The organism is Streptomyces monomycini, from assembly GCF_022271435.1.
GTDB classification, from domain to species: Bacteria; Actinomycetota; Actinomycetes; order Streptomycetales; family Streptomycetaceae; genus Streptomyces; species Streptomyces monomycini.
This window is the reverse complement of record NZ_JAFIQY010000001.1, coordinates 221,059-242,260: the sequence shown is the minus strand read 5'-3', so window position 1 is coordinate 242,260 and position 21,202 is coordinate 221,059. Positions and strand designations below refer to the sequence as shown.

Below are 21,202 nucleotides of genomic sequence, written 5' to 3'. Positions count from 1 at the left end.
GTACCGCCTTGTCCGGCATGGCGCGTTGCCCATCGAGGCTCCCCCCACCCCCTCAGACTGGAGCCCACCATGGCCAGAAAGACCGTGGCCGCTGCCCTCGCCCTAGTGGCGGGAGCCGCTGCGGCCGTCACGGCACCGACGCCGGCGCAAGCCGGTGCGCCCGGCGGCAAGGACGTCACGGCGGTGATGTTCGAAAGGAGCTTCTCCTCCGTGGCGAAAGCGTGCACGGAGGAGCTGGGACCCGACGGATACGGGTACGTCCAGATCTCCCCGCCCAACGAGCACCTCGCGGGAAGCCCCTGGTACACGGCCTACCAGCCCGTCAGCTACAAGATCGGCACCAAGCTGGGCGACCGCTCGGGCCTCAAGAGCATGATCGACACCTGTCACGCGGCAGGCGTCAAGGTCGTCGCCGACACGGTGATCAACCACATGGCGAACGCCTCCGGCACCGGTTCCGCGGGCTCGCCCTTCAGCAAGTACGACTACCCCGGCACCTACTCCGGCGCCGACCTGGACACCTGCCGGAAGAAGATCGGCAACTACCGGGACCGCTGGGAATCCCAGAACTGCGAGATGGGCGACCTGCCCGACCTGGACACCGGCGAGGAACACGTCCGCAAGACGATCGCGGGCTATCTGAACGACCTGCTCTCCCTGGGCATCGACGGCTTCCGCATCGACGCCGCCAAGCACATACCGCAGAACGACCTCGTCAACATCAAGTCCAGGCTCACCGACCCCGGTGTCTACTGGAAGCAGGAGACCATCGGGGCCCCGGGCGAGGACGTCCAGCCACCCGAGTACTACAACACCGGAGACGTCCAGGAGTTCACCTACGCCCACGACCTCAAACGGGTCTTCACCAACGAGAAGCTCGCGTCGCTGAAGAACTTCGGCGAGGGCTGGAACTACCTCCGCAGCGACAAGGCGTCCGTGTTCGTCACCAACCACGACACCGAACGCAACGGCGGCTCCCTCAGCTACAAGGACGGCGCCGACTACACCCTCGCCCACGTCTTCATGCTGGCCTGGCCGTACGGTTCCCCCGACGTGCACTCCGGTTACGAGTTCACCGACCACAACGCCGGCGGCCCCGACAACGGCAAGGCCGACGCGTGTTACCAGGACGGCTGGAAGTGTCAGCACGCTTGGCGTGAGATCGCGAGCATGGTCAAGTTCCGCAACACGGCCGCCGGCGCGCCGGTGACCCACTGGTGGGACAACGGCGACAACCAGATCGCCTTCGGGCGCGGCGACAAGGCCTACGTCGCCGTCAACCACGAGAACACCCCGCTCACCCGCACCTTCCAGACCTCCCTGCCCGCCGGCGGCTACTGCGACGTGCAGACCGGCAAGGGCGTCACGGTCGACTCCTCCGGGCGGTTCACCGCGACCCTGGGCGCCGACTCGGCCCTCGCCCTGCACGTGGGGGCCAAGAAGTGCGACAGCTCCACCCCGACCGACCCTCCGCCGGCTGCCGGTGCCTCCTTCAACGTCAAGGCCAGCACCCAGTGGGGGCAGAACATCTACGTCGTCGGCGACAACGCCGCACTGGGCGACTGGAACACCTCCAAGGCACTCAAGCTGGACCCTGCGAGCTACCCCACCTGGAAGCTCGACGTGAAACTGCCCGCGGGGACATCGATCGCGTACAAGTACCTCCGCAAGGACGCGGCGGGCCATGTCACCTGGGAGGGCGGAGCCAACCGCAGGACCACCGTCCCCTCCGGCACCGGGATCAAGCTGAACGACACCTGGCGCCACTGACAGCCACCCCGCACGACGCACGCTGACCGCTGACGACAGACGGCGGTCGCCGAGAAGGACCGCCCGGCCCACTTCCCCGGTGCCGGGCGGTCCGCGCCTCGTGTCACGGCGGCCCGTCCGTATCCGTCACCAGACACCGGGAAGAGGCGTCACATGACCGGACGAAGACCGCACGCAACCGTCCTGGCTCTCGCGCTGTTCGCCGCGGCCCTGCCGCCTTCGGCAGCCCGAGCGGCGGCCGGCGGGCCGCCCCCACCGCCGTCGGACGCCCGGCTCGCCCGGGAACCGGACCGTCCGGCCGTCAGCAGGGAACAGTTCTACCTGCTCCTGCCCGACCGGTTCGCCGACGGGGCCCCGGCCAACAACCGAGGAGGACTGACCGGCGGCCGTACGACCACCGGATACGACCCCACCGACAAGAACTTCTTCCAGGGCGGCGACCTCCGGGGCGCCATCGGCCACCTCGACTACATCAAGGGTCTCGGCACGACCGCCATCTGGCTCGCCCCCGTGTTCAAGAACAAGCCCGTGACGATCCGCGACGGCGAGGCGAGCGGCAACTACCACGGCTACGCCATCACCGACTTCACCTGCGTCGACCCCCACTTCGGCACTGAGGCCGACCTGTCGGAACTCATCGACAAGGCCCACGCCAAGGGCATGAAGGTCTTCTTCGACGTCATCACCAACCACACCGCGGACACCGTCGACTACGCCGAAAAACGGTACGGATACCGCAGTAAAGGCGCCTACCCCTATCTCGACACCGACGGCCGCCCCTTCGACGACAGCACCGTCTTGCACAGGACGGACCGGTCCGGCTCGCCCTACACTCCGCGGCTCTCCACCGATCCGCGGGACCGCAAGACACCCGCATGGCTCAACGACCCGGTCATGTACCACAACCGCGGCAACTCCACCTTCGCCGGAGAGAGCGCCCTGTACGGCGACTTCAAGGGCATGGACGACCTGTGGACCGAACGGCCCGAGGTCGTACGCGGCATGGAGCGGATCTACCAGAAGTGGATCCACGATTTCGACGTGGACGGCTTCCGGGTCGACACGGCCAAGAACGTCGACATGGCCTTCTGGACGCAGTGGGCCACCGCACTCGACCGGTATGCCGCGCGGCACGGCCGCCCGGACTTCTTCCTCTTCGCCGAAGCGTTCTTGGCCGACGCCTCCATCACCGCCCGCTACGTGACCCAGGGCCGGCTCGACGCGACGCTGGACTTCCCGTTCCAGGCAGCCGCCCGCAACTTCGCCTCCCGGGGCGGCCCCGCCGCCGACCTCGCCCGTGTTTTCGCGCAGGACCACCGGTACAGCACGGACAAGACCAACGCCTACAGTCAGGTCACCTTCCTCGGCAGCCACGACATGGGGCGCATCGGCGGCTTCGTCGCCCAGGACAACCCCGGCGCCGACGACGCCGAACTGCTGCGACGGGACCGCCTGGCCCACGAGCTGATGTTCTTCTCGCGGGGCAACCCGGTCGTCTACTCCGGCGACGAGCAGGGATTCACGGGCTCCGGCGGTGACGTGGACGCTCGCCAGACGATGTTCGCCTCGAAAGTCCCCGGCTACCTGGACGACGACCAGATCGGCACCGACCGCACCGCGGCCTCGGACGCGTACGACACCACCCACCCCCTCTACCGGACCGTCGCCGCCCTCTCCCGGCTGACCCGGCAGCACCCCGCCCTGCGCGACGGCGTCCAGACCGAGCGCCTGGCCCAGGACTCCGTGTACGCCTTCTCCCGTACGGACGTACGCCGGGGACGCGACTACCTGGTCGCCGTCAACAACGCGACCGCACCCCGGACCGTCACCCTGCCGACCGGCTCGGCGCACCTGCCCTACCAGGCGCTCTACGGCACCAAGGGCAGGGTACGCAGCGACCGGGACGGGAAGATCTCCGTGACCGTGCCGGCCCTGTCGGCCATCGTGTACCAGGCGACACGGCCACCGGCCCCACCGACGGCCCAGCCCTCCCTCAAGCTCGACGCACCGCCCGCGGGCGTCAGCGGCACGGCGGAGGTCTCCGCCGACATTCGGGGCGGTGGACAGCACCGGGTCGTCTTCGCGGCCCAGATCGGCAACGGTCCCTGGAAGACGCTCGGTACCGCCGACCACGCCCCCTACCGGGTCACCCAGAACCTCACCGCGGGTTTCCCGTCCGGAACGCCCATCCGTTACAAGGCAGTTGTCGTCGACAGCGTCGGCCGAACCGCGAGCGACCGCGCCGTGACGACCACGGGTCCGCCGCCGGTGGCGGAGAAGCCGACGGCAGCCCGCCACTGGGCCGTCGTCCACCACCGGCGCACGGACGGTGACCACACGGGCCTGCGGCTGCGGGCCGCCGACGGCCGGACCGCCGACTTCACCGGCCGGGACGCGTACGGAGCCTTCGCCTGGTTCACCCCGGACGAGGGGGCCGACGCAATGTCCTTCACCGTGGAGAAGAACGGCGTACCCGACGGCCCACCACGCACCCTCCACCTCTCCGCCGCACCGGAAGTGTGGACGGAGCAGGGAAGCGGCGCCGTGACGACCACCCGGCCCCCGGGCACGTACCCGGAACAGGACCCGACGAAGGCAGTCGTCCACTACCACCGGGCCGACGGCGACTACGAAGGCTGGGGTCTGCATCCATGGACCGGAGCGGCGAACCCGCCCGAGTGGAACGACCCGGTGCGGCCGACCGGCCGGGACTCCTTCGGCCTGGTCTTCGAGGTCCCACTGACCGGCCACGCGGAATCGCTCAGCTACATCCTGCACAAGAAGGAGGAAAAGGACGTCCCGGTCGACGAGACGCTCGACTTCTCCCTCTACGGGCACGAGGTCTGGCGCGTGGCCGGGGAGCCCGCCTTCCTCACTCCGACCCTGGGCGGAGCGTTCGCCCTGGACCTCGCCACGTCGGCGGCGACCTGGCTGGACGACACCACCGTCGTATGGCGGGGGAGCGGCGCAGGAGTCGCCAGTCAGCAGCTGGTGTACGCGCCGAAGGGCGGTATCACGCTCCGGCACGGGGCCTTGTCGGACGAGGGCCAGTGGCTGCGCCTGATCCCCACGAGGCTGACCGGCGCACAACAGACAGCCCACCCGCGGTACGCCGATCACCAGGCATTCACGATCGACCCACGGGACCGCGCCCGGATCACCGAGGCCCGGGCGAGCCGCCAGGTGATCGCCACACAGCGGGGACAGGACGGAGCCCTGCTCGGCGCGACCACCGTTCAGGCACACCGCCGAGGCTGGAACGCCATATGCAGGTGGGTCAGCATGCATTTCGTGAAACAGCCGACTTCTTCCGCTCCGCGGGTCCGCACAGGGACGGGTTGGCAAGTGCCCGGGGACCAGTTACGGTGATCTCGTCCCGACCGCCTGTCGAGGCACGGACCTGCGTGCGTCATCCACGCAGTGGTCCCGCCGACGTGGCACATCGGATTTCCCGTGGGTTGCCCCTCCATCCCGGCCCCACTTCTTCACCCCTCCTCCTCTTCCGCAGCGGCGCTCCGTGTCCAGGAACGCTCTTCGGCTGCGAACTCCCCCTCACCACCAGCGTCTCGTGCCGCCGCACAGTCGTGCGGCGGCAACAAGAACCACCCCTAAGGGGCCGACCATGGGAAGAAGTGGGCAAGCATGAGCAAGGGCGCGACCTTGAGGGACGGTGCCGGCGGCGCGGCGCCGCCGTCCTTCGCCACCCGGCGATGGGCACTCCTCGCCATGTCCGTGGGTGTGTTCTGCATCCAGCTCGACTCGTTCGGCCTGAACCTCGCCCTGCCGCAGATCGGCCGCGACCTGCACGCGGGCGGAGACGGCCTCCAGTGGGTGGTCAGCGCGTACCTGCTGTCCACCGGCACGCTGATGCTGGGGGCGGGACGGCTGGGCGACCTGTTCGGCCGACGGCGGCTCCTGGTCGCGGGGCTCGCCGTGTTCGGCGCGTCCTCGCTGGTCTGCGCGCTCGCCCCGACCCTGCCCGTCCTCGTGGGCGCCCGGGTGGCCCAAGGCTCCGGGGCCGCGATGATCATGCCGGTGGGGCTGTCCCTGCTGACCAACGTCTATCCGGCCGGACTGCGGGGCCGTGCCACCGGCTGGGCCCTCGGCATCGGCGGGATCGCCACCGCCTGCGGCCCGTTCATCGGCGGCGCCCTGACCGAGTCGGTGTCCTGGCGTGCCGTGTTCTGGCTCAACGTTCCGCTCGCCGCACTCGGCGCGGTCTGCGCCTCACGGACCGCCGAAAGCCACGACACCAGTGCGCCCCGCAGCGTCGACTGGAGCGGCCTGGCCGGTGCCACGGCCGCGCTCGCCGCGCTCTGCGTCGTCATCGACCGCGGACCGCGCTGGCCGTGGCCCGCCGCGCTGGTGGGCGTGGCCGTCGCGGTAGCTTTGCTGATCCTGTTCGTACGCCGTGAGCGGGCCGCGGCCCATCCGCTGGTGGAGCTCAGCCTGTTCCGCAACGGGCCGTACATGGCGCTCACCCTGGCCGGCGCCGCGGCCAACACCACCACCGTGATGTTCCTGTTCGTCGTACCCCTGACGCTCCAGGGTCAGTGGGACCTCTCGGTCGGCCTCGCGGGTACCGCGTTCCTCGGTCCCGCGCTGGCCATGGCGCTCGCCGGGCCGTTCGCCGGGCGGGTGCCGCCACGGGCCGCGGTACGGCTGATGGCGGGCTGCCTGGGCGGGGGAGCACTGGTTCTGGCGTGCCTCGCCGGGACCTCCTCCCTCCTCTTGTACGTGGCCGTGGCCACCGTGGGCGGCGCGGTCCTGGGAGTGGCCAACTCACTGACACTCATCGCCACCCAGGCGGCGATCCGGCCGGAGCGGGCCGGGGAGGCGTCGGGAGTCACCAAGACGGTCATCACCGTGGCCGCCGGCCTCGGCGTCGGACTGGCCGGGGCCGTCACCGACCAAGACCGCGGCGTGGGAGCGGAAACGGCCGCCGACACGGCACTGCTGATCACCGCATCGGGTTGTCTGGCGGCGTGCGCGGTCCTCGCTGTGTGGATCAGGCTGCGAGAGGGCACGGTGCGGGGCAGGTCGGGAGTCAGGCGGCGCTCGGCGAGCCGGACCACACGACCCTGATCAAGCACCCTGCGCTCACTCCCGAAGCTGCGTCAGCATCCCGAACGCCGCGCCTCGTGCCTCCGTCCCAGCCGACTCACTCCGTGCTCCCCGCGCTCGGCCTTGCCACAAGGGCGGGCGATGCGATGCGGCTGTGTGCTGCCGGGAGTGAAGGCGCTCAGAAGAGCCCGAGCTTCTTCGGGGAGTAGCTGACCAGCAGGTTCTTCGTCGACTGGTAGTGGCCCAGCATCATCTTGTGGGTCTCGCGACCTATACCGGACTGCTTCATCCCTCCAAAAGCGGCGTGGGCCGGGTAGGCGTGGTAGCAGTTGGTCCAGACGCGGCCGGCCTGGATGGTGCGGCCGGCGCGGTAGGCGGTGTTGGTGTCGCGGGTCCAGACGCCGGCGCCGAGGCCGTAGAGGGTGTCGTTGGCGAGGGTCATGGCGTGGTCGAAGTCGGTGAAGGAGGTGACGGCCACGACCGGGCCGAAGATTTCCTCCTGGAAGACGCGCATGTCGTTGGTGCCTTCGAGGATGGTGGGGCGGACGTAGTAGCCGCCTTCCAGTTCGCCGCCGAGTTCGGCGCGGGTGCCGCCGGTGAGGACGCGGGCGCCTTCCTTCTGGCCGATGTCGAGGTAGGAGAGGATCTTTTCGAGCTGGTCGTTGGAGGCCTGGGCGCCGAGCATCGTGTCGGTGTCCAGGGGGTGGCCCTGGACGATCTGTTCGGTGCGGGCGACGCCGGCGGACAGGAAGTCCTGGTAGTGGCCCTGCTGGAGGAGGGCGCGGGAGGGGCACGTGCAGACTTCGCCCTGGTTGAGGGCGAACATGGTGAAGCCTTCGAGGGCCTTGTCGAGGAAGTCGTCGTCGGTGGCGGAGACGTCGTCGAAGAAGAGGTTGGGGCTCTTGCCGCCCAGTTCGAGGGTGACCGGCTTCAGGTTCTCCGAGGCGTACTGCATGATCAGGCGGCCGGTCGTGGTCTCGCCGGTGAAGGAGATCTTCGCGACGCGCGGGCTGGCGGCCAGGGGCTTGCCGGCCTCCACGCCGAAGCCGTTGACGATGTTGACGACGCCGGGCGGCAGCAGGTCGGCGACCAGGCTCATCCAGTAGTGGACGGAGGCGGGGGTCTGTTCGGCGGGCTTGAGGACGGCGGCGTTGCCGGCGGCGAGGGCAGGAGCCAGCTTCCAGGCGGCCATGAGGATCGGGAAGTTCCAGGGGATGATCTGGGCGACGACGCCGAGCGGCTCGTGGAAGTGGTACGCGACGGTGTCGTCGTCGAGCTGGGAGAGGGTGCCCTCCTGGGCGCGGACGGCACCGGCGAAGTAGCGGAAGTGGTCGATGGCGAGGGGGAGGTCGGCGGCCAGCGCCTCGCGGACGGGCTTGCCGTTCTCCCAGGATTCGGCGACCGCGAGGGACTGGAGGTTGTCCTCCATACGGTCGGCGATCTTGTTGAGGACCTGGGCGCGTTCGGCCGGAGAGGTACGGCCCCAGGCGGGCGCGGCGGCGTGCGCGGCGTCGAGGGCACGGTCCACGTCCTCGGCCGTGCCGCGGGCGATCTCGGTGAACGGCTGCCCGGTGACCGGGGTCGGGTTCTCGAAGTACTGGCCCCGCACGGGCGGCACGTACTCACCGCCCATCCAGTGGTCGTACCGGCTCCGGTAGGACATCACGGCGTCGGCGGCACCGGGGTTCGCGTAACGGGCCATGAGAGCTCCCCATCGCTGTCGGGTCGGTCGCGCCTCCGCTCCCGCGGCGGGGCGCCGGTGCGCAGGTTAGGGGAGCGGACGTTGCCCGGACGTTGCGGGCGCTGGGGGAGGCCGTATGCCGTGCGGAGGCGTGTCGCGGTGGAGGCTGGTGTGGTGTCTCCAGGGCGGGCTGTGGCCTTCAGAGCTTCCCAGACCTCCAGGTCGTGTTCGCCCCAGGGGGTGTCAGCCCACAGGCGTAGCGTTTCCGGGGTGCGGTGGGTGAGGACGGAGCGCCGTAGCCGGTCTTCGAGGAGGGAACGGAGACGGCATACACCGGGGGCCTCGGAGCGGGGGAGCAGGGGACCGCGGTAGCCGCGGAGCGCGGCGGACAGGTCGCCGGTGGTGAGGTCCGTCTCCACGGCGTCCGCGTCCGTCTCGACGGTTCTGGTCAGGCGGTACGGGCGCGAGGCGAGCAGCGGCCCCACGACATGGCGCAGCCGGGACAGCTCCGCGCGCAGGGTCACCGGCCGGACATCGCGTTCACCGTAGAGCAGCGTGGCCAGTTGGTCGCCTGTCAGGCCCTCCGGATGCCGGGCCAGCAGCAGCACGATTTCGCTGTGCCGGCGGCCGAGCCGCAACGACCGGCCGTCCGTGACGAGGACGGCCTCGTCCCGGGCGAGCACGGTCAGGTGTGCAGTAGGCGCCGGGTGTTTCGCGTACGAGTCCAGGTGGGCCTCGGCGGCACGGGCGGTGGCCTGGACGAGGGCCAGGCTGTGCGGGCTGGCGAGGTGGTCGCCGCCGGTGATGTCGACGGCACCCAGCAGCCGGCCCGTCCGCAGGTCGTGTAAGGGCGCCGCCGCGCAGGTCCACTGCTGTACGCGCTTGTTGTAGTGCTCGGTCGCGAAGATCTGTACGGCGTGGTCGGCGGCCAGCGCGGTGCCGGGCGCGTTCGTACCGGCGTGCCGTTCGTCCCAGCGCGCGCCGGGCACGAAGTTCATGCGCTCGGCATGCCGGCGGACGCCTGGATGGCCTTCGACCCAGAGCATCCGGCCCTGCGGGTCGCAGACGGCGAGGACGTGGGCGCCGTCGTGGGCGATGGTGCCCAGGAGGTCGCGGAAGACGGGCATGGCGCGGGCCAGCGGGTGCCCGTCGCGGTAGGCGCGCAGCTCGGGCTCGTCGAGGTCGATCGGCACGGGTCCGTCGAGTGTCGCGCGCGCGGACGCCGACCGGCGCCAGGAATCGGCCACCACCTGGCGCACGGGGTGCGCCACCGGCCCGCCGGCCAGGAACGCCTCGTGGGCGTGCCGGAGGGTGCGGGTGCGCTCTGCGGGGTCGGTTCCTGTCTCCATCGCCAGCCAAGGGTTGACCACGCGTCACCTCTCCGTTGCGGTTCCCGTACCTGTTCCGGTTCCTCTTCCCGTTCCGGCTCCGGTTCCGGTTCCAGTTCCGGGTCCGGCTCCCGTCGCCGTCCCGTACGCCGATGGTGCTCGTATGGGGCGGGGCAGTAAAGGCCGGGGCATGGTCGGGGTCGCTGGTCGGGGCGGGCGTACGGTCAGGTGGGGGCCGGCCGCCTCTCGGGGAGGAGGTCCGATGTGGCCCGCCAGTGCGCCTTCGGGAGGCCCACCAGCCCGTACAGCCCGCGGACGGGGGAACGACGCGGTAGCAGGAGCGTTCCTGCCACGGCGGCGAAGACCGTGAGGCCGACCGGATAGCCGAGGAAGCGGACCAGCGTGCTCGCAAGGACGGCGCCGGCCGGCGGCAGCCCGTACAGGCCGGCTCCCGCGATGGCTACGGCGAGGAAGCGCGGGACCTTCCGGTCCTGTGCACCGCCCGGCAGGAGCCACCCTTCGGCCAGCCAGCCGATCTCCACCAGCAGCATGGTGCCGATGACGGCGGTGCCGAGGAACAGGAGGGTGAGGAAGGTGCCGGAGGTGAGGAAGCGCAGGACGTTGTTGACGACGCTGTCCTGCGGCCAGGCGCGCAGTGCGGCGCCGTCCGTGGTCAGGAAGCGGCGGTAGCCCTGGCCGTCCCAGCCGTGTACGAGGGTGCCGAAGAGCAGGAAGGAGCCGCCGACGCAGTTCAGATACGCCCAGTAGCCCGCGCCGACGAGGCACAGCGCCTGCGCGATCAGGAAGCCGAGGAGGGCGGCGGTCACGACGCCGCCCGCGTAGAGGAGGGGGAAGCCCGCCCAGACACCGCGGTGCCCGTCGGCGATGTGCATCGTCGACCAGGACGGGTTCTGCCACATCAGGAAGAGACCGGTGGGTACCAGCAGCACCGCGGCGTACAGGAGCGTGAGACACAGGTACGGGTTCGCCGCGCGGCTGACGAGGCGCGGGGCGAGCAGTGCGGGCAGGCCGGTGCGGTCGGCGGCGCGGCGTTCGAGGAACTGCAGCTGCCGGGCGGCGGAGAGCGCGAACGTCGAGCCGATGGCGTACGCCCAGAACAGCGCGGCCGGCAGCCCGATCATGCCGCCCCAGCTCCCGGCCCGGCGTCCAGGGTCAGCCCGTCCGCGACGATCAGGTCGGAGGTGACCAGGGCTTGTTCGGCGTCCACGTCGGTCATGAAGACGAACGGCGGTACGACGGGCGGCACCGGGAGGGTGTCCGGCGTGAAGGTCAGACAGATCAGGCCTTCCAGGCAGCCACTGAACTTGGTGAGGTACAGCGTCACATTGCCGTTGAGGTCCAGACTGCGGGCACCGAGGCTGAGTTGGGGGCCGCCGGCGTCACGGGTGGTGAGCCGGTAGTCCGTGAGCGAGGCGGCCTTCATACGGAGGACCATCGCCTTGACCGGCCCGTCGGCCGTCTGCACCTCGGTGACGCCGGCCAGCATGAAGCCCTTCGGAGCGAACATCGTCGTGGTCACCGTCGGCGGGGTGGACGGTGCGGGGATGCCGGTCGCCGCGTGCGCGGGTTCGGTGGGGGTGCCGATGATCGCGATCAGGACGATCGGCAGGGTTATGGCGAGGGTTTTGTTCCGGTTTCCGTTGTCGTCCCTGTCGTCCCTGTTGCTCTCGCTGTCCTTCCCGTCCTTCCCGTCCTTTCCGTCCTTTCCGTCCTTCCCGTCCTCTCCCTCCTCCTCCCGCAACGGCGTCCACCCGAATCCCATCGCGCTGCCCGCGATGCCCAGTCCCATGCCCAGCAGGAACCCGCCCAGGTTGGTCGCCGCGAACGACAGGACGGACAGGATCAGCGCGTGCAGGCTCACGTAGTGGTGCGCGGCCGGGCGCAGCCACAGGAACAGCCCGGCCACGATCAGCGCCAGCCCGATGCCGATCGCGGCCAGTCCGCCCAGGCCGAGGCTGATCAGTACGGTCAGCGGCGACAGCGGTACGAGCAGCAGTTCCGCGCCGCCCAGGACCAGCAGCAGCCCGGCCCAGAACGGCCGGGTCCGCCGCCAGCCGCGGAACGCCGCCCGCCGCTCGGGCCAGGGGAGCCTGACGGCCGGACGCCGGGTCGTCAGAAGCACTTCTTGCCGTCCAGACTCACGTCCAGCCGGAGGCCCTTGAGGCGGAAGTTGCCACCGGTGGCGGACCACGCGTGGGATCTGACCCCGGCGACCTCGATGTCCCCGGCCTGGAGGCCGAACTTGCCCTTCTCGCCCTGGACGCCGGGCACCTGGTCGAGGGTGGAGGCGTCCCGCCCGATCTGCGCCGTGCCGAAGCGGGCGTCGCCCACCAGGTCCTCGGCGTCGATGACGAGGCTGTCGGCGGTGACCTGTCCGGCGTCGCCGCCCGCGGTCAGCTTGAACACCACGGTGCCCAGCGGCGTCTTGACCTCGGCCGCCTGGCAGATGTCGCTCAGGGTGGCCCTGCCGAGGCCGAGCAGCGCGACGGAGTGTCCCTTGCCGCTCACGTCGCGGTCGGTGTGTACGTACGAGGCCAGCCCCTGGCTGGTCAGCTTGCCCGATGAGACCTGGAAGTTGGTGCCCGAGACGGCGAACGACGCGGCGAGTGCGCCCTCGGCCATCACCGAGGCCATCGCGCCGACCGCGAGCACCGCGGGGATCGCCGTGACCGCGGTCTTCTTCCAGGAGGTGCGTCCCTGCGGCAACGGCCGCCTTTTCTTGCTCACTGCTTCCTCCCCGGGGCAGCGATGGGACGGCTGCCGGCGCAGCCGTGGACACGTGCGAGCGCGCGAGGGAAGTGCCTGGTGGAGCTGCCGCAGGACGAACCCGCAGGTGGCGTACGTCTGCCATACTGCGGAAAATCCGCGGCAGTTGGAGACTAGGGCTCGAATTGAATAAGAGTCAACAGCGCGGACCCGGTGTCCCACGGGTCGCCCGCGTCACCGAGCGTTCGCAGGCACGTCGTGCCGAACTGATCGCCACCGGAAGGAGACTGTTCGCCGACACCTCCTACGACGCCCTGTCCATGGACGACATCGCCCGCCAGGCCGGTGTCGCCAAGGGCCTGATCTACTACTACTTCAAGAGCAAGCGCGGCTACTACCTCGCGATCATCGAGGACGCCGTCGCGGAACTGGTCCGGCGCGCCGCGAGCACCCACGACCTGCCGCCCGTGGAGCGGGTGCAGCACACGATCGACGGCTATCTGCGCTACGCCCAGCACCACCAGGCGGCCTACCGCGCCATCGTCACGGGCGGTGTCGGCTTCGACGCGCAGGTGCTCGCCATCCGGGCGGAGGTACGGGAACGGCTGCTCGGCACCATCGCGCACGCGGCCTGGGGGCGCGAGGACATCCCCGCGCTGGCCCGTACGGCGCTGGTCGGCTGGCTCTCCAGCGTCGAGGGCGTCACTCTCGAATGGATCGCGCGGCAGGAGCTGGACCGGGAGACGGTCGGATCGCTGCTGGTCCGGGGGCTGGGGGACACCCTGCGGCTGATCGAGGAGTACGAGCCCACCTGCCCTGCGCCCAGTCGGCCGCCCGTCAGCTGAGGGGTACGGGGGCGCGGCCTCGCTCCGGGGGCGGGAGTGGGCGAGCGGGAGGGGCAGGGGAGGGGGAAGGGGGCGCGGACGCGGGCGTGTCGTACGGCGGGTCGCGCCCCCCCGTGCGACGGGCGCCGTGCCCCGTACCCCGAATGACGCCGCGGGCTGCCCCCTGCGCGGGCGGTGCAGGGCCGCTGCCCGTGGCGCGGTACCGCTTCGCGTTGAACAGTGACCGGGAATGGCCGAACGCTGCCCGCTGACGGGCCAATTCTCGTGCAGAACTGTTGTTTTGCGGTGCTCGTTGTGCCTAACTGTTTGACTATGTTTCCTTCTTCGTGTCGTCTGAGCCTGCGTGCCAGAGGTGTCCTGCACCGAAGACACCGCGTGAGACGCCCCCGGCACTCGCCCCCTCAACTGCTCCTGCGGGCCCTCCTGTTCGCCCTCGCCGTAGCGCTGCCGGTCAGTAGCCTCAGCCTCGCACCGCCTGCGCGTGCGGTGGGGGAGGGGGCCGACCGCGTGACAAAGGCTGCGAAGGGAGACGGGCGCGGCCTCAAGGGCGAGTACTTCCGGATGTCCGAGCCCGGTGCCCGCGACTTCGCCGAACTCGGCGGGACGACCCTGGAACCGGCCGTCGACTTCCCCGACCTGAGTTCCGTCTTCCGGCTCACCACCGGGCGCACGGAGCACACCACGGCGCGGTGGAGCGGCAAGATCGAGGTGCCCAGGAGCGGGAAGTTCACCTTCTTCGCCAAGGGGGACAACGGCTTCCGGTTCTTCATCGACGGCAAGCCGGTCATCGACCACTGGAAGCCCGATTGGGACGTCGAGGTCAAGAGCGAACCCCTCGAACTCACCGCCGGCCGGCAGTACGACTTCCGGTACGAGATGTTCCAGGACACCGGCGGTTCCAACATGGTGCTGAGCTGGCAGAGCCCGGACGTAGGGAGGCAGCCGGTCCCGGAGTCGGCCTTCACCCTGCCGGACGGCTTCGAGCCGTACCCGGTGGACCTCACCGTCGGTGCTGACGGGCGCCGGCTGCGGGCGACGTTCGAGGGAGAGGCTCGTGGGACCGAGGCGCTCAAGGAGCACCTGATGCTGGCGGTCGACAGCACGCAGATGCCCGTGGAGTCGGTCGTCAGGGACGGTGACGACCCGCGCTCGGTGGTCCTCACGCTGGCCGGGCCCGTCCAGAAGGGGCAGCGGGTACGGTTCGGTTACGACGGCAAGGGCGGGCTGACCAGCGGTGGGAAGCCCGTGCCGGTGGTGATCCGCGCGGCCGGGAATCTCTCCACCCACCGGCTCACCACCGAGTGGGGCGACAGGGTCGACCCGGACAACCCGCTGCCCGAGTACCCCCGGCCGCAGGAGAAGCGGACCCAGTGGAAGAACCTCAACGGACGGTGGGAGTTCGCAGGCGCCCGTAAGGGCGAGCAGCCCGCGTTCGGCAAGCGGCTGGCTGAAAAGATCACGGTGCCGTTCCCCGTCGAGTCGCAACTCTCGGGGATCGAGCGGCACGAGGACCACATGTTCTACCGCAGGCTCGTCACCGTCCCCAAGAGCTGGCACGTCGGCAACGCGCGGCGCCTCAAGCTCAACTTCGGTGCCGTCGACTACGAGGCGCGGGTGTGGGTCAACGGCAAGCAGGTGACCCGGCACACCGGCGGCTACACCGGGTTCAGTGCGGACATCACCGACGCGCTCAAGAAGGGCGGCCGGCAGGAGATCATCGTCGGCGTCACCGACACCGGCGGCGCCAACCAGCCGAAGGGCAAGCAGACACCGCGCCCCGGGGGCATCTTCTACACCCAGTCCTCCGGTATCTGGCAGACCGTCTGGATGGAACCCGTCGCCAGGAAGGCCATCGACAGGATCGTCAGCACCCCAGACATCGGCAGCAGCACCCTGAAGGTGACGGCGGAGTCCCGCAACGCCTCCTCACGGGCGAAGGTCACGGCCGTGGCGCGGAACAAGGACGGCAGGGTGGTCGGCAGGGTCACCGGGCCGGCCAACGCGGAGCTGAACCTGCAGGTGCGGAACCAGCACCTGTGGTCGCCGGACGACCCGTACCTGTACGACCTCGAAGTCACCCTGCGCGACGGCGGGCCGAAGGACTCCGTCAAGAGCTACTTCGGGATGCGCTCCATCGGCGTACAGAAGGTCGGCGGTCACCCCAAGCTCGTACTGAACGGTAAGCCCTTCTTCTCCCTCGCCATGCTGGACCAGGGCTTCTGGCCGGACGGCCTGCACACCCAGCCCAGCGACGAGGCGCTCCGCTTCGACCTGGAGGGGCAGAAGCGGCTCGGTTTCAACGCGGTGCGCAAGCACATCAAGGTCGAGTCGCCCCGCTGGTACTACCACGCGGACCGGCTGGGGCTGCTGGTGTGGCAGGACTTCGTCTCCGGCACCATCACCGACGAGCGGGGGCAGCGGGCCTTCACGGACCAGGGCAGGGAGATGATGCGGCAGACGCACAACTCACCGGCTGTCGGCGGTTATGTCGTCTTCAACGAGGGCTGGGGCGAGTGGGACCGTGTCGCCACCGGCCGGCTCGCCGAGACCGTCAAGGCCGCCGACCCCTCGCGTGTCGTCAACGCGCACAGCGGCGTCAACTGCTGTGACTCCAAAGGCGATTCGGGCAAGGGTGACATCATCGATCACCACGACTACAACAACGTGGACCCGCCCGCCCCCGACGACCGCCGGGCCGCCATGGACGGCGAACACGGCGGCTTCACCCTGCGCACCCCTGGCCACATGTGGCCCGGCACCCCCACCGTGATCTACAGCGGGGTGGCCGACCCGGAGGCGCTGACCCGGAAATACGTCGACAACACCCGGAGGTTCTACCTGCGCCAGGCAGGCGAGGAACTGTCCGGCTCGGTCTACACGCAGGTGTCCGACCTGGAGAACGAACTCAACGGTTTCTGGACGTACGACCGGCGGAAACTCAAGGTCGATCCGGCACGCGTCAGCGCCGTCAACCGCGAGGTCATCGCCGCTGGAGCGGCGGCGGGAGGGTGACGGTCCCGCGCGTCCCGGGCGCTGTGGCCAGCCGGGACGCGCGGGAACCCCCGAAGGGTGGTGCTGGGCGCCGCCGACGGGCCGGGACCTGCACGGCGTGCGCCGAAACGCCGTCGGCACCGTTCGTTCGGGGCAGTGCAGGGACGTTTCTCCATCACTCGTGAGGGTGATGCATGGGTGCGCGTCCGCCGGGGTGGGCAGAGGTGCCTGCGGCAACTTTCCCACCTGCAGAAAGACCCGCTGATGCGTCTTCGCTCCGTCATCACCGCCGTGCTCGGCGCCGCCGTACTCCTGGCCGCCACCCCTGGTTCGGCTGCCGCAGCGACAGGGCAGTTCCGGTACTCCTACGAGACTGTGGAGGGATACGAGGCCAGCGGCTTCCTCAACAACCCGCCCAGCGGTCGCTGTATCAACCTCCACGGCGTCGGCCAGGAGAACCCACAGCCAGGCCATTCACCGAAGAACCGCACCGATGCCTGGGCAACCGTCTACACCGGCACCGATTGCCGGGGCGACTCCTTCCGCCTGCGGCCACACACCGGTGGTGCCTCAGAGCGCCTCAAACTGCGGTCGGTCATCTTCAACTGACCCGCACAAAAAGACTCGGACCGCTTCGTGTGACTGAGTGCTTCAGTTGGCGAGTGAGCGCGCGAGTTGGCAACTGAAGGGGGCGGCGTCGACGGCTCGGGCGAGCTGGACGGTGTAGGCGGCAGGAAGCGGTTTGAGCCGACGGCGGTTGAACCGGCAGTTCACCGTGCAGGAGTCCCGCCACGAGCTCACCCGGGGCATGCGCCACGGCAAGCGCGGCGCCATCCACCAGGTGTACCCCGACGGTATGGCGGGCCCGCTCGGCGCACGCTTCGCCTGGACCGAGTCTCGGTGCCCGGAGGGGCTTCCGCGGAGGCGGCCCTGTACCGCTCGTCCCGAGGGTCGGGTGTTGCGGGTCGGCGGCGCCTCCTTTACATTACGTGTCGTAACGTAAAGGAGGTGGAGATGCGCCATACCCCGCTCGGAACGCTCCAGGTCCCGGGCAGCCCGGAGCACGTGGCTGTGAACCCGGCCGCTCTTACGATCCCGCTGAACGACGCGGTACTGACGCGACTCGATCCGCTCGCTCGGGAAGTGTCCGGCGAGCGGCACGGCCCATTGCGGGCTGTCCGATCCCGAGCTCAGCTGTGACCGGCCCGCAGGCCCGCGGGCGGGGACGGCCTCGCGAGGCCGCGCACGAAGAGCGCGTACTCACCGCCGCCGCGCAACTGCTCCTGGAAGGCGGCGTCGCCGCCTGCACGGTCGAGGCGGCGAGCCGCCGCAGCGGGGTGAGCAAGCCCACGATCTACCGGCGCTGGCCGCACCGCACTGCGCTGGCGATCGAGGCCTTCGCCGCGCACATCGACCGCCTGGTGCCGCTGGTCGAAACCGGCGACAGCGCGCACGACCTGGTCCAGGCCGTCGCCCACCTGGCCGAGTACTACCAAGGCCGCGACGGCATCGTCTTCGCCCAACTCGTCGCCGCCGCCGTACTGGAACCCGGCACCGCCGAGCTGCTCAACGCCCGGTTCTTCGCCCCACGCCGCGCGGCGCTCCGGGCGCTGTGGGAGCGCGGGGTCGCGCGCGGCGAGCTCGACCCGCACGTCGAGCCTGACGCGGCGATCGATCTGCTGTTCGGGCCGGCGGCGTTCCGCCTGCTGCTCGGCCACCAGCCTGTCGACGTGGACTCCTGCGTGCACCTGGCCCGCACCGCCGTACAGGGCTTGCTCCTCACCCGACCGACCACCCCGCCCCCGCCGACGGCAACCGGAGGTTAGAACCATGCTTCCCCTCACCGACACTCCCCAGCAGCCCCATGCCAAGCATCCCGGGCGCACCCTGGTGACCTCGCATTCGTTCAGCTTCGCCCGCCGTGAGTGGATCGAGGCGAGCGCGCCACTGTCGGAGCAGTTCCGGGTCGTGGCGGTGGACGCACCCGGCCACGGCGAGGCCCACGCGATCCCGGGCTACACGATGGCCGAGATGGCCAGCGCGTTCGCCGCCACGATCAACGAACTCGGCCTGACCGACTACGTACTGGTCGGCCACTCGATGACCGGCAAGGTCATGCAGATCCTTGCCAGCCGGGCCGGCGCCGGGCTGGGGCTCGCGCATCCGCCGGCGAAGCTCGTGCTGATCACCCCCACGCCGCTCGGGCAAGAGGTCGGCGGCGAGGACCTGCCGCGCGAACTGTTCGAGAGCCGCAGGGACCGCACAGACGCCAGGAAGTTCGTGCTGGACCGCACCGCGCTGCCGCTGGAGCCGAAAGTGTTCGACCGTGCCTGCGAAGACTACGCGCGGATGAACCGCAAGGCCTGGGACGCCTGGCTGAAGGAAGGGATATACGAGGACTGGACCGAGCGCGCCGCACCGATCGACGTCGAGACCCTGCTGATCGTCGCGGACGGCGACCCGACCTGGGGCCTGGAGATGCAGAAGAAGCTGACGGTGCCCCACCTGACCAACGTCACGATCGCGTCCATCGACTGCGGCCACCAGGTACCGATGGAGGCGCCGCAGGCCCTGTCCGGCCTGATCACCGCCTTCGCCGCGTCATGACCGGCGCCGCTCAGCCCTCGGCTGAAGACCGGGACTGGGGCGGGCGACTGCCCCTGACCTCTTCGCGACACTACGCCGTTCAGCTCACCTGAGCCGTCGACGCCGCATGCTCCAGCCGCCGACTCGCGCGCTCACCCGCCAACTGAAGCACTCAGTCACACTTCGGCGCCCCGGCTCGTGAACACCTTTACAGCCGTCCCGACTGCATCGACGGGAGGTGGCGCGCTGGGGCGGAACGGCGCCTGCGCGGGGAGATGCTGGTAGAGCCCCGCACCCGCGGGGACCACTCCGTGGAGTTCATACGCACGCGAGATCCGAGGGGAACACCCCCGCACCCGCGGGGACCACGGTGACTCCGCTCGTGCCCCTGGCTGAGGGGTCGGAAACACCCCGCACCCGCGGGGACCACAGGCCCTGACCAGCAGCTTCAGCAGGCGGAGCTGCTGATTTTGCTTACTTCCGCTGAATTCGACATAGCCGGCATATGTGCAGGCGTCGACGGGCTGCTCCGATCGTGCGTGTGTATGGGTGTGATGTATGGAGATGAAGCCGAACCCGTGGAGAACGGGCCCGGCTTCATCGTCATTTCCTGACCTCGCGTTTGCAAGGGGACGCGCCCTGTCCGGGCGCACCGGCCCTGCCTGTCGTGACCGCCTACTTGATGGACTTGATCAGCTCACCGTTCGCCGTGTCGCCGCTCAGCTCCCAGAAGAATGTGCCGCCCAGGCCTTGCTGGTTCTTGTACGCCATCTTGGTGCCGATGGTCTCCGGGGTGTCGTAGCTCCACCACTGGCTGCCGCACTTGGCGTATGCCGTGCCGCCGACCTTGCCGGTTGCCGGGCAGCGGGTCTTGAGGAGTTTGTAGTCCTCGATGCCGGCCTCGTACTTGCCGGGCGCCGCGCCGGTCGCCGTGCCGCCCGGTGCGTCTTGCGTCACGCCCTGCCAGCCGCGTCCGTAGAAGCCGAGGCCCAGCAGGAGCTTGTTGGCCGGGACGCCCAGGCTCTTGAGCTTCTTGATGGTGTCGGTGGTGTTGAAACCGGCCTTTGGGATGCCGTTGTACGAGGTCAGTGGCGAGTGCGGTGCCGTCGGCCCCTTGGCGTCCCAGGCGCCGAAGTAGTCGTACGTCATCGGGTTGTACCAGTCGAGGTACTGCGCGGCGCCCTTGTAGTCGGCGGCGTCCAGCTTGCCGCCGGCCGAGGCGTCGGCGCTGATGGCCGCCGTCACCAGCTTGCCGCCGAACTTCGAGCGCAGCGCCTTGGCGAGGTTGGTGAACGCTTCCCGGCCGCTGGTGTCGCAGGTCAGACCGCAGGCGTTCGGGTACTCCCAGTCGATGTCAATGCCGTCGAAGACATCGGCCCAGCGCTTGTCCTGGACGAGGTCCAGGCAGGACTGCGCGAACGCGTTGGGGTTCTTGGCGGCCTGGGCGAAGCCGCCGGACCAGGTCCAGCCGCCGAAGGACCAGATCACCTTGAGGTTCGGGTGCAGCTTCTTGAGCTTGCGCAGCTGGTTGAAGTTGCCGCGCAGGGCGCCCGCGTCCCAGGTGTCGGCCTTGCCGTCGACGCTCTGGTCGGCGGTGTAGGCCTTGTCGTAGTCGGCGTACGCGTCGCCGATGGTGCACTTGCCGCCCTGGACGTTGCCGAAAGCGTAGTTGATGTGGGTCAGCTTGCCGGCGGACCCGGACGTCTGGATGTTCTTGACGTGGTAATTGCGGTCGTAGACGCCCCAGTTGGTGAAGTAGCCGACCACTTTGTTTCCGGCGGCCTGGATTCCGGCCGGTTGAGCGGCCGCGGGGGCCGCGGGGGTGGCGCTGCCGGTGGGGTCGGCGGCTGCGGTGCCCGCGAACAGGGTGCCGGCCAGGGCGGCCGTACACAGTGCGGTGGTGGCGGCGATCAGCCGGCGCGGTGATCGCGTACGGACGGGTCTGGGCATGTCGTCTCCTCGGAGGGGGGTCGAGGGCGGGACGGACACGCGTTCCGAATTGGCATGAACGCGTTGAGTATTGCGGGGAGAACGTAGAAGGACTAGACCAGTGCGGTCAATGGTTTGGACCAATTTCATGGTGCGTACAGCTCCCGGCCGCCGGGGGGCGTACGGGAGGACGTAGGGGGATGTAAGGAGCCGTAAGGGGCTTGCGGGGGGATGCGCGCGGAAGGGGGTGCGGGGGAGGCGCGGGTGGCGGGGCGGGGCTC

The 21,202-nt window shown here is 69.9% G+C and carries 12 protein-coding genes and 2 pseudogenes; 8 read left to right on the top strand and 6 right to left on the bottom strand.

The genetic code is table 11. The features are described from left to right. Positions 1-69 precede the first annotated feature (69 nt). From JXZ78_RS01000 to JXZ78_RS00990, 3 genes and pseudogenes are all read left to right on the top strand, one after another. On the top strand, positions 70-1,770 hold the full coding sequence (locus JXZ78_RS01000; RefSeq protein ID WP_030019586.1) for a carbohydrate-binding module family 20 domain-containing protein: 1,701 nt from the start codon (positions 70-72) through the stop codon (positions 1,768-1,770). A 153-nt stretch (positions 1,771-1,923) separates the two neighbouring features. Then, positions 1,924-5,010: pseudogene (locus JXZ78_RS00995) on the top strand (alpha-amylase family glycosyl hydrolase); the annotation flags it as partial. Positions 5,011-5,412: 402 nt separating this feature from the next. Then, complete coding sequence (locus JXZ78_RS00990; RefSeq protein WP_050502362.1) at positions 5,413-6,855, top strand: MFS transporter; 1,443 nt, start codon at positions 5,413-5,415, stop codon at positions 6,853-6,855. A 157-nt stretch (positions 6,856-7,012) separates the two neighbouring features. Here JXZ78_RS00990 and exaC read toward each other — a convergent pair whose 3' ends face one another. From exaC to JXZ78_RS00965, 5 genes are all read right to left on the bottom strand, one after another. After that, positions 7,013-8,536 carry an acetaldehyde dehydrogenase ExaC gene (exaC, locus tag JXZ78_RS00985; protein ID WP_030019589.1) on the bottom strand — a complete coding sequence of 508 codons (1,524 nt, stop codon included), beginning with the start codon at positions 8,534-8,536 and terminating at the stop codon, positions 7,013-7,015. Further along, positions 8,497-9,885 (bottom strand): GAF domain-containing protein, encoded by a 1,389-nt coding sequence (locus tag JXZ78_RS00980; protein WP_208870135.1) that lies wholly within the window; start codon positions 9,883-9,885, stop codon positions 8,497-8,499. Before JXZ78_RS00980 ends, exaC begins: the two co-directional genes overlap by 40 nt. 182 nt (positions 9,886-10,067) lie before the next feature. After that, positions 10,068-10,985, bottom strand: a complete 918-nt coding sequence (locus JXZ78_RS00975; RefSeq protein ID WP_030019591.1) for a hypothetical protein — start codon at positions 10,983-10,985, stop codon at positions 10,068-10,070. Next, positions 10,982-11,986: a DUF6114 domain-containing protein gene (locus tag JXZ78_RS00970; RefSeq protein WP_030019592.1), complete on the bottom strand. Its 1,005-nt coding sequence runs from the start codon at positions 11,984-11,986 to the stop codon at positions 10,982-10,984. The genes JXZ78_RS00975 and JXZ78_RS00970 overlap by 4 nt, the downstream gene beginning before the upstream one ends. Further along, complete coding sequence (locus JXZ78_RS00965) at positions 11,977-12,498, bottom strand: DUF6230 family protein (protein ID WP_275127355.1); 522 nt, start codon at positions 12,496-12,498, stop codon at positions 11,977-11,979. The genes JXZ78_RS00970 and JXZ78_RS00965 overlap by 10 nt, the downstream gene beginning before the upstream one ends. A 257-nt stretch (positions 12,499-12,755) precedes the next feature. Here JXZ78_RS00965 and JXZ78_RS00960 point away from each other — a divergent pair, with 257 nt between their 5' ends. The 5 genes and pseudogenes from JXZ78_RS00960 to JXZ78_RS00940 all read left to right on the top strand — a co-directional run bounded on the left by JXZ78_RS00960 (position 12,756) and on the right by JXZ78_RS00940 (position 19,013). Further along, positions 12,756-13,415 carry a TetR/AcrR family transcriptional regulator gene (locus JXZ78_RS00960; protein ID WP_030019594.1) on the top strand — a complete coding sequence of 220 codons (660 nt, stop codon included), beginning with the start codon at positions 12,756-12,758 and terminating at the stop codon, positions 13,413-13,415. A gap of 312 nt (positions 13,416-13,727) precedes the next feature. Next, positions 13,728-16,421 (top strand): annotated as a pseudogene (locus tag JXZ78_RS00955) (PA14 domain-containing protein); the annotation flags it as partial. Positions 16,422-16,670: 249 nt separating this feature from the next. Beyond that, positions 16,671-17,015: a hypothetical protein gene (locus JXZ78_RS00950; RefSeq protein ID WP_030019596.1), complete on the top strand. Its 345-nt coding sequence runs from the start codon at positions 16,671-16,673 to the stop codon at positions 17,013-17,015. Positions 17,016-17,602: 587 nt separating this feature from the next. Then, positions 17,603-18,232, top strand: a complete 630-nt coding sequence (locus tag JXZ78_RS40605) for a TetR/AcrR family transcriptional regulator (RefSeq protein WP_050502363.1) — start codon at positions 17,603-17,605, stop codon at positions 18,230-18,232. A gap of 4 nt (positions 18,233-18,236) precedes the next feature. Beyond that, the gene (locus JXZ78_RS00940; RefSeq protein ID WP_030019599.1) at positions 18,237-19,013 is read left to right on the top strand and encodes an alpha/beta fold hydrolase; all 777 of its coding nucleotides are present in this window, start codon (positions 18,237-18,239) and stop codon (positions 19,011-19,013) included. A 654-nt stretch (positions 19,014-19,667) separates the two neighbouring features. On the opposite strand, the gene JXZ78_RS00935 is transcribed toward JXZ78_RS00940, so the two are convergent. Then, positions 19,668-20,942 carry a glycoside hydrolase family 18 protein gene (locus JXZ78_RS00935; RefSeq protein ID WP_030019600.1) on the bottom strand — a complete coding sequence of 425 codons (1,275 nt, stop codon included), beginning with the start codon at positions 20,940-20,942 and terminating at the stop codon, positions 19,668-19,670. Between the last annotated feature and the right edge of the window lie 260 nt (positions 20,943-21,202).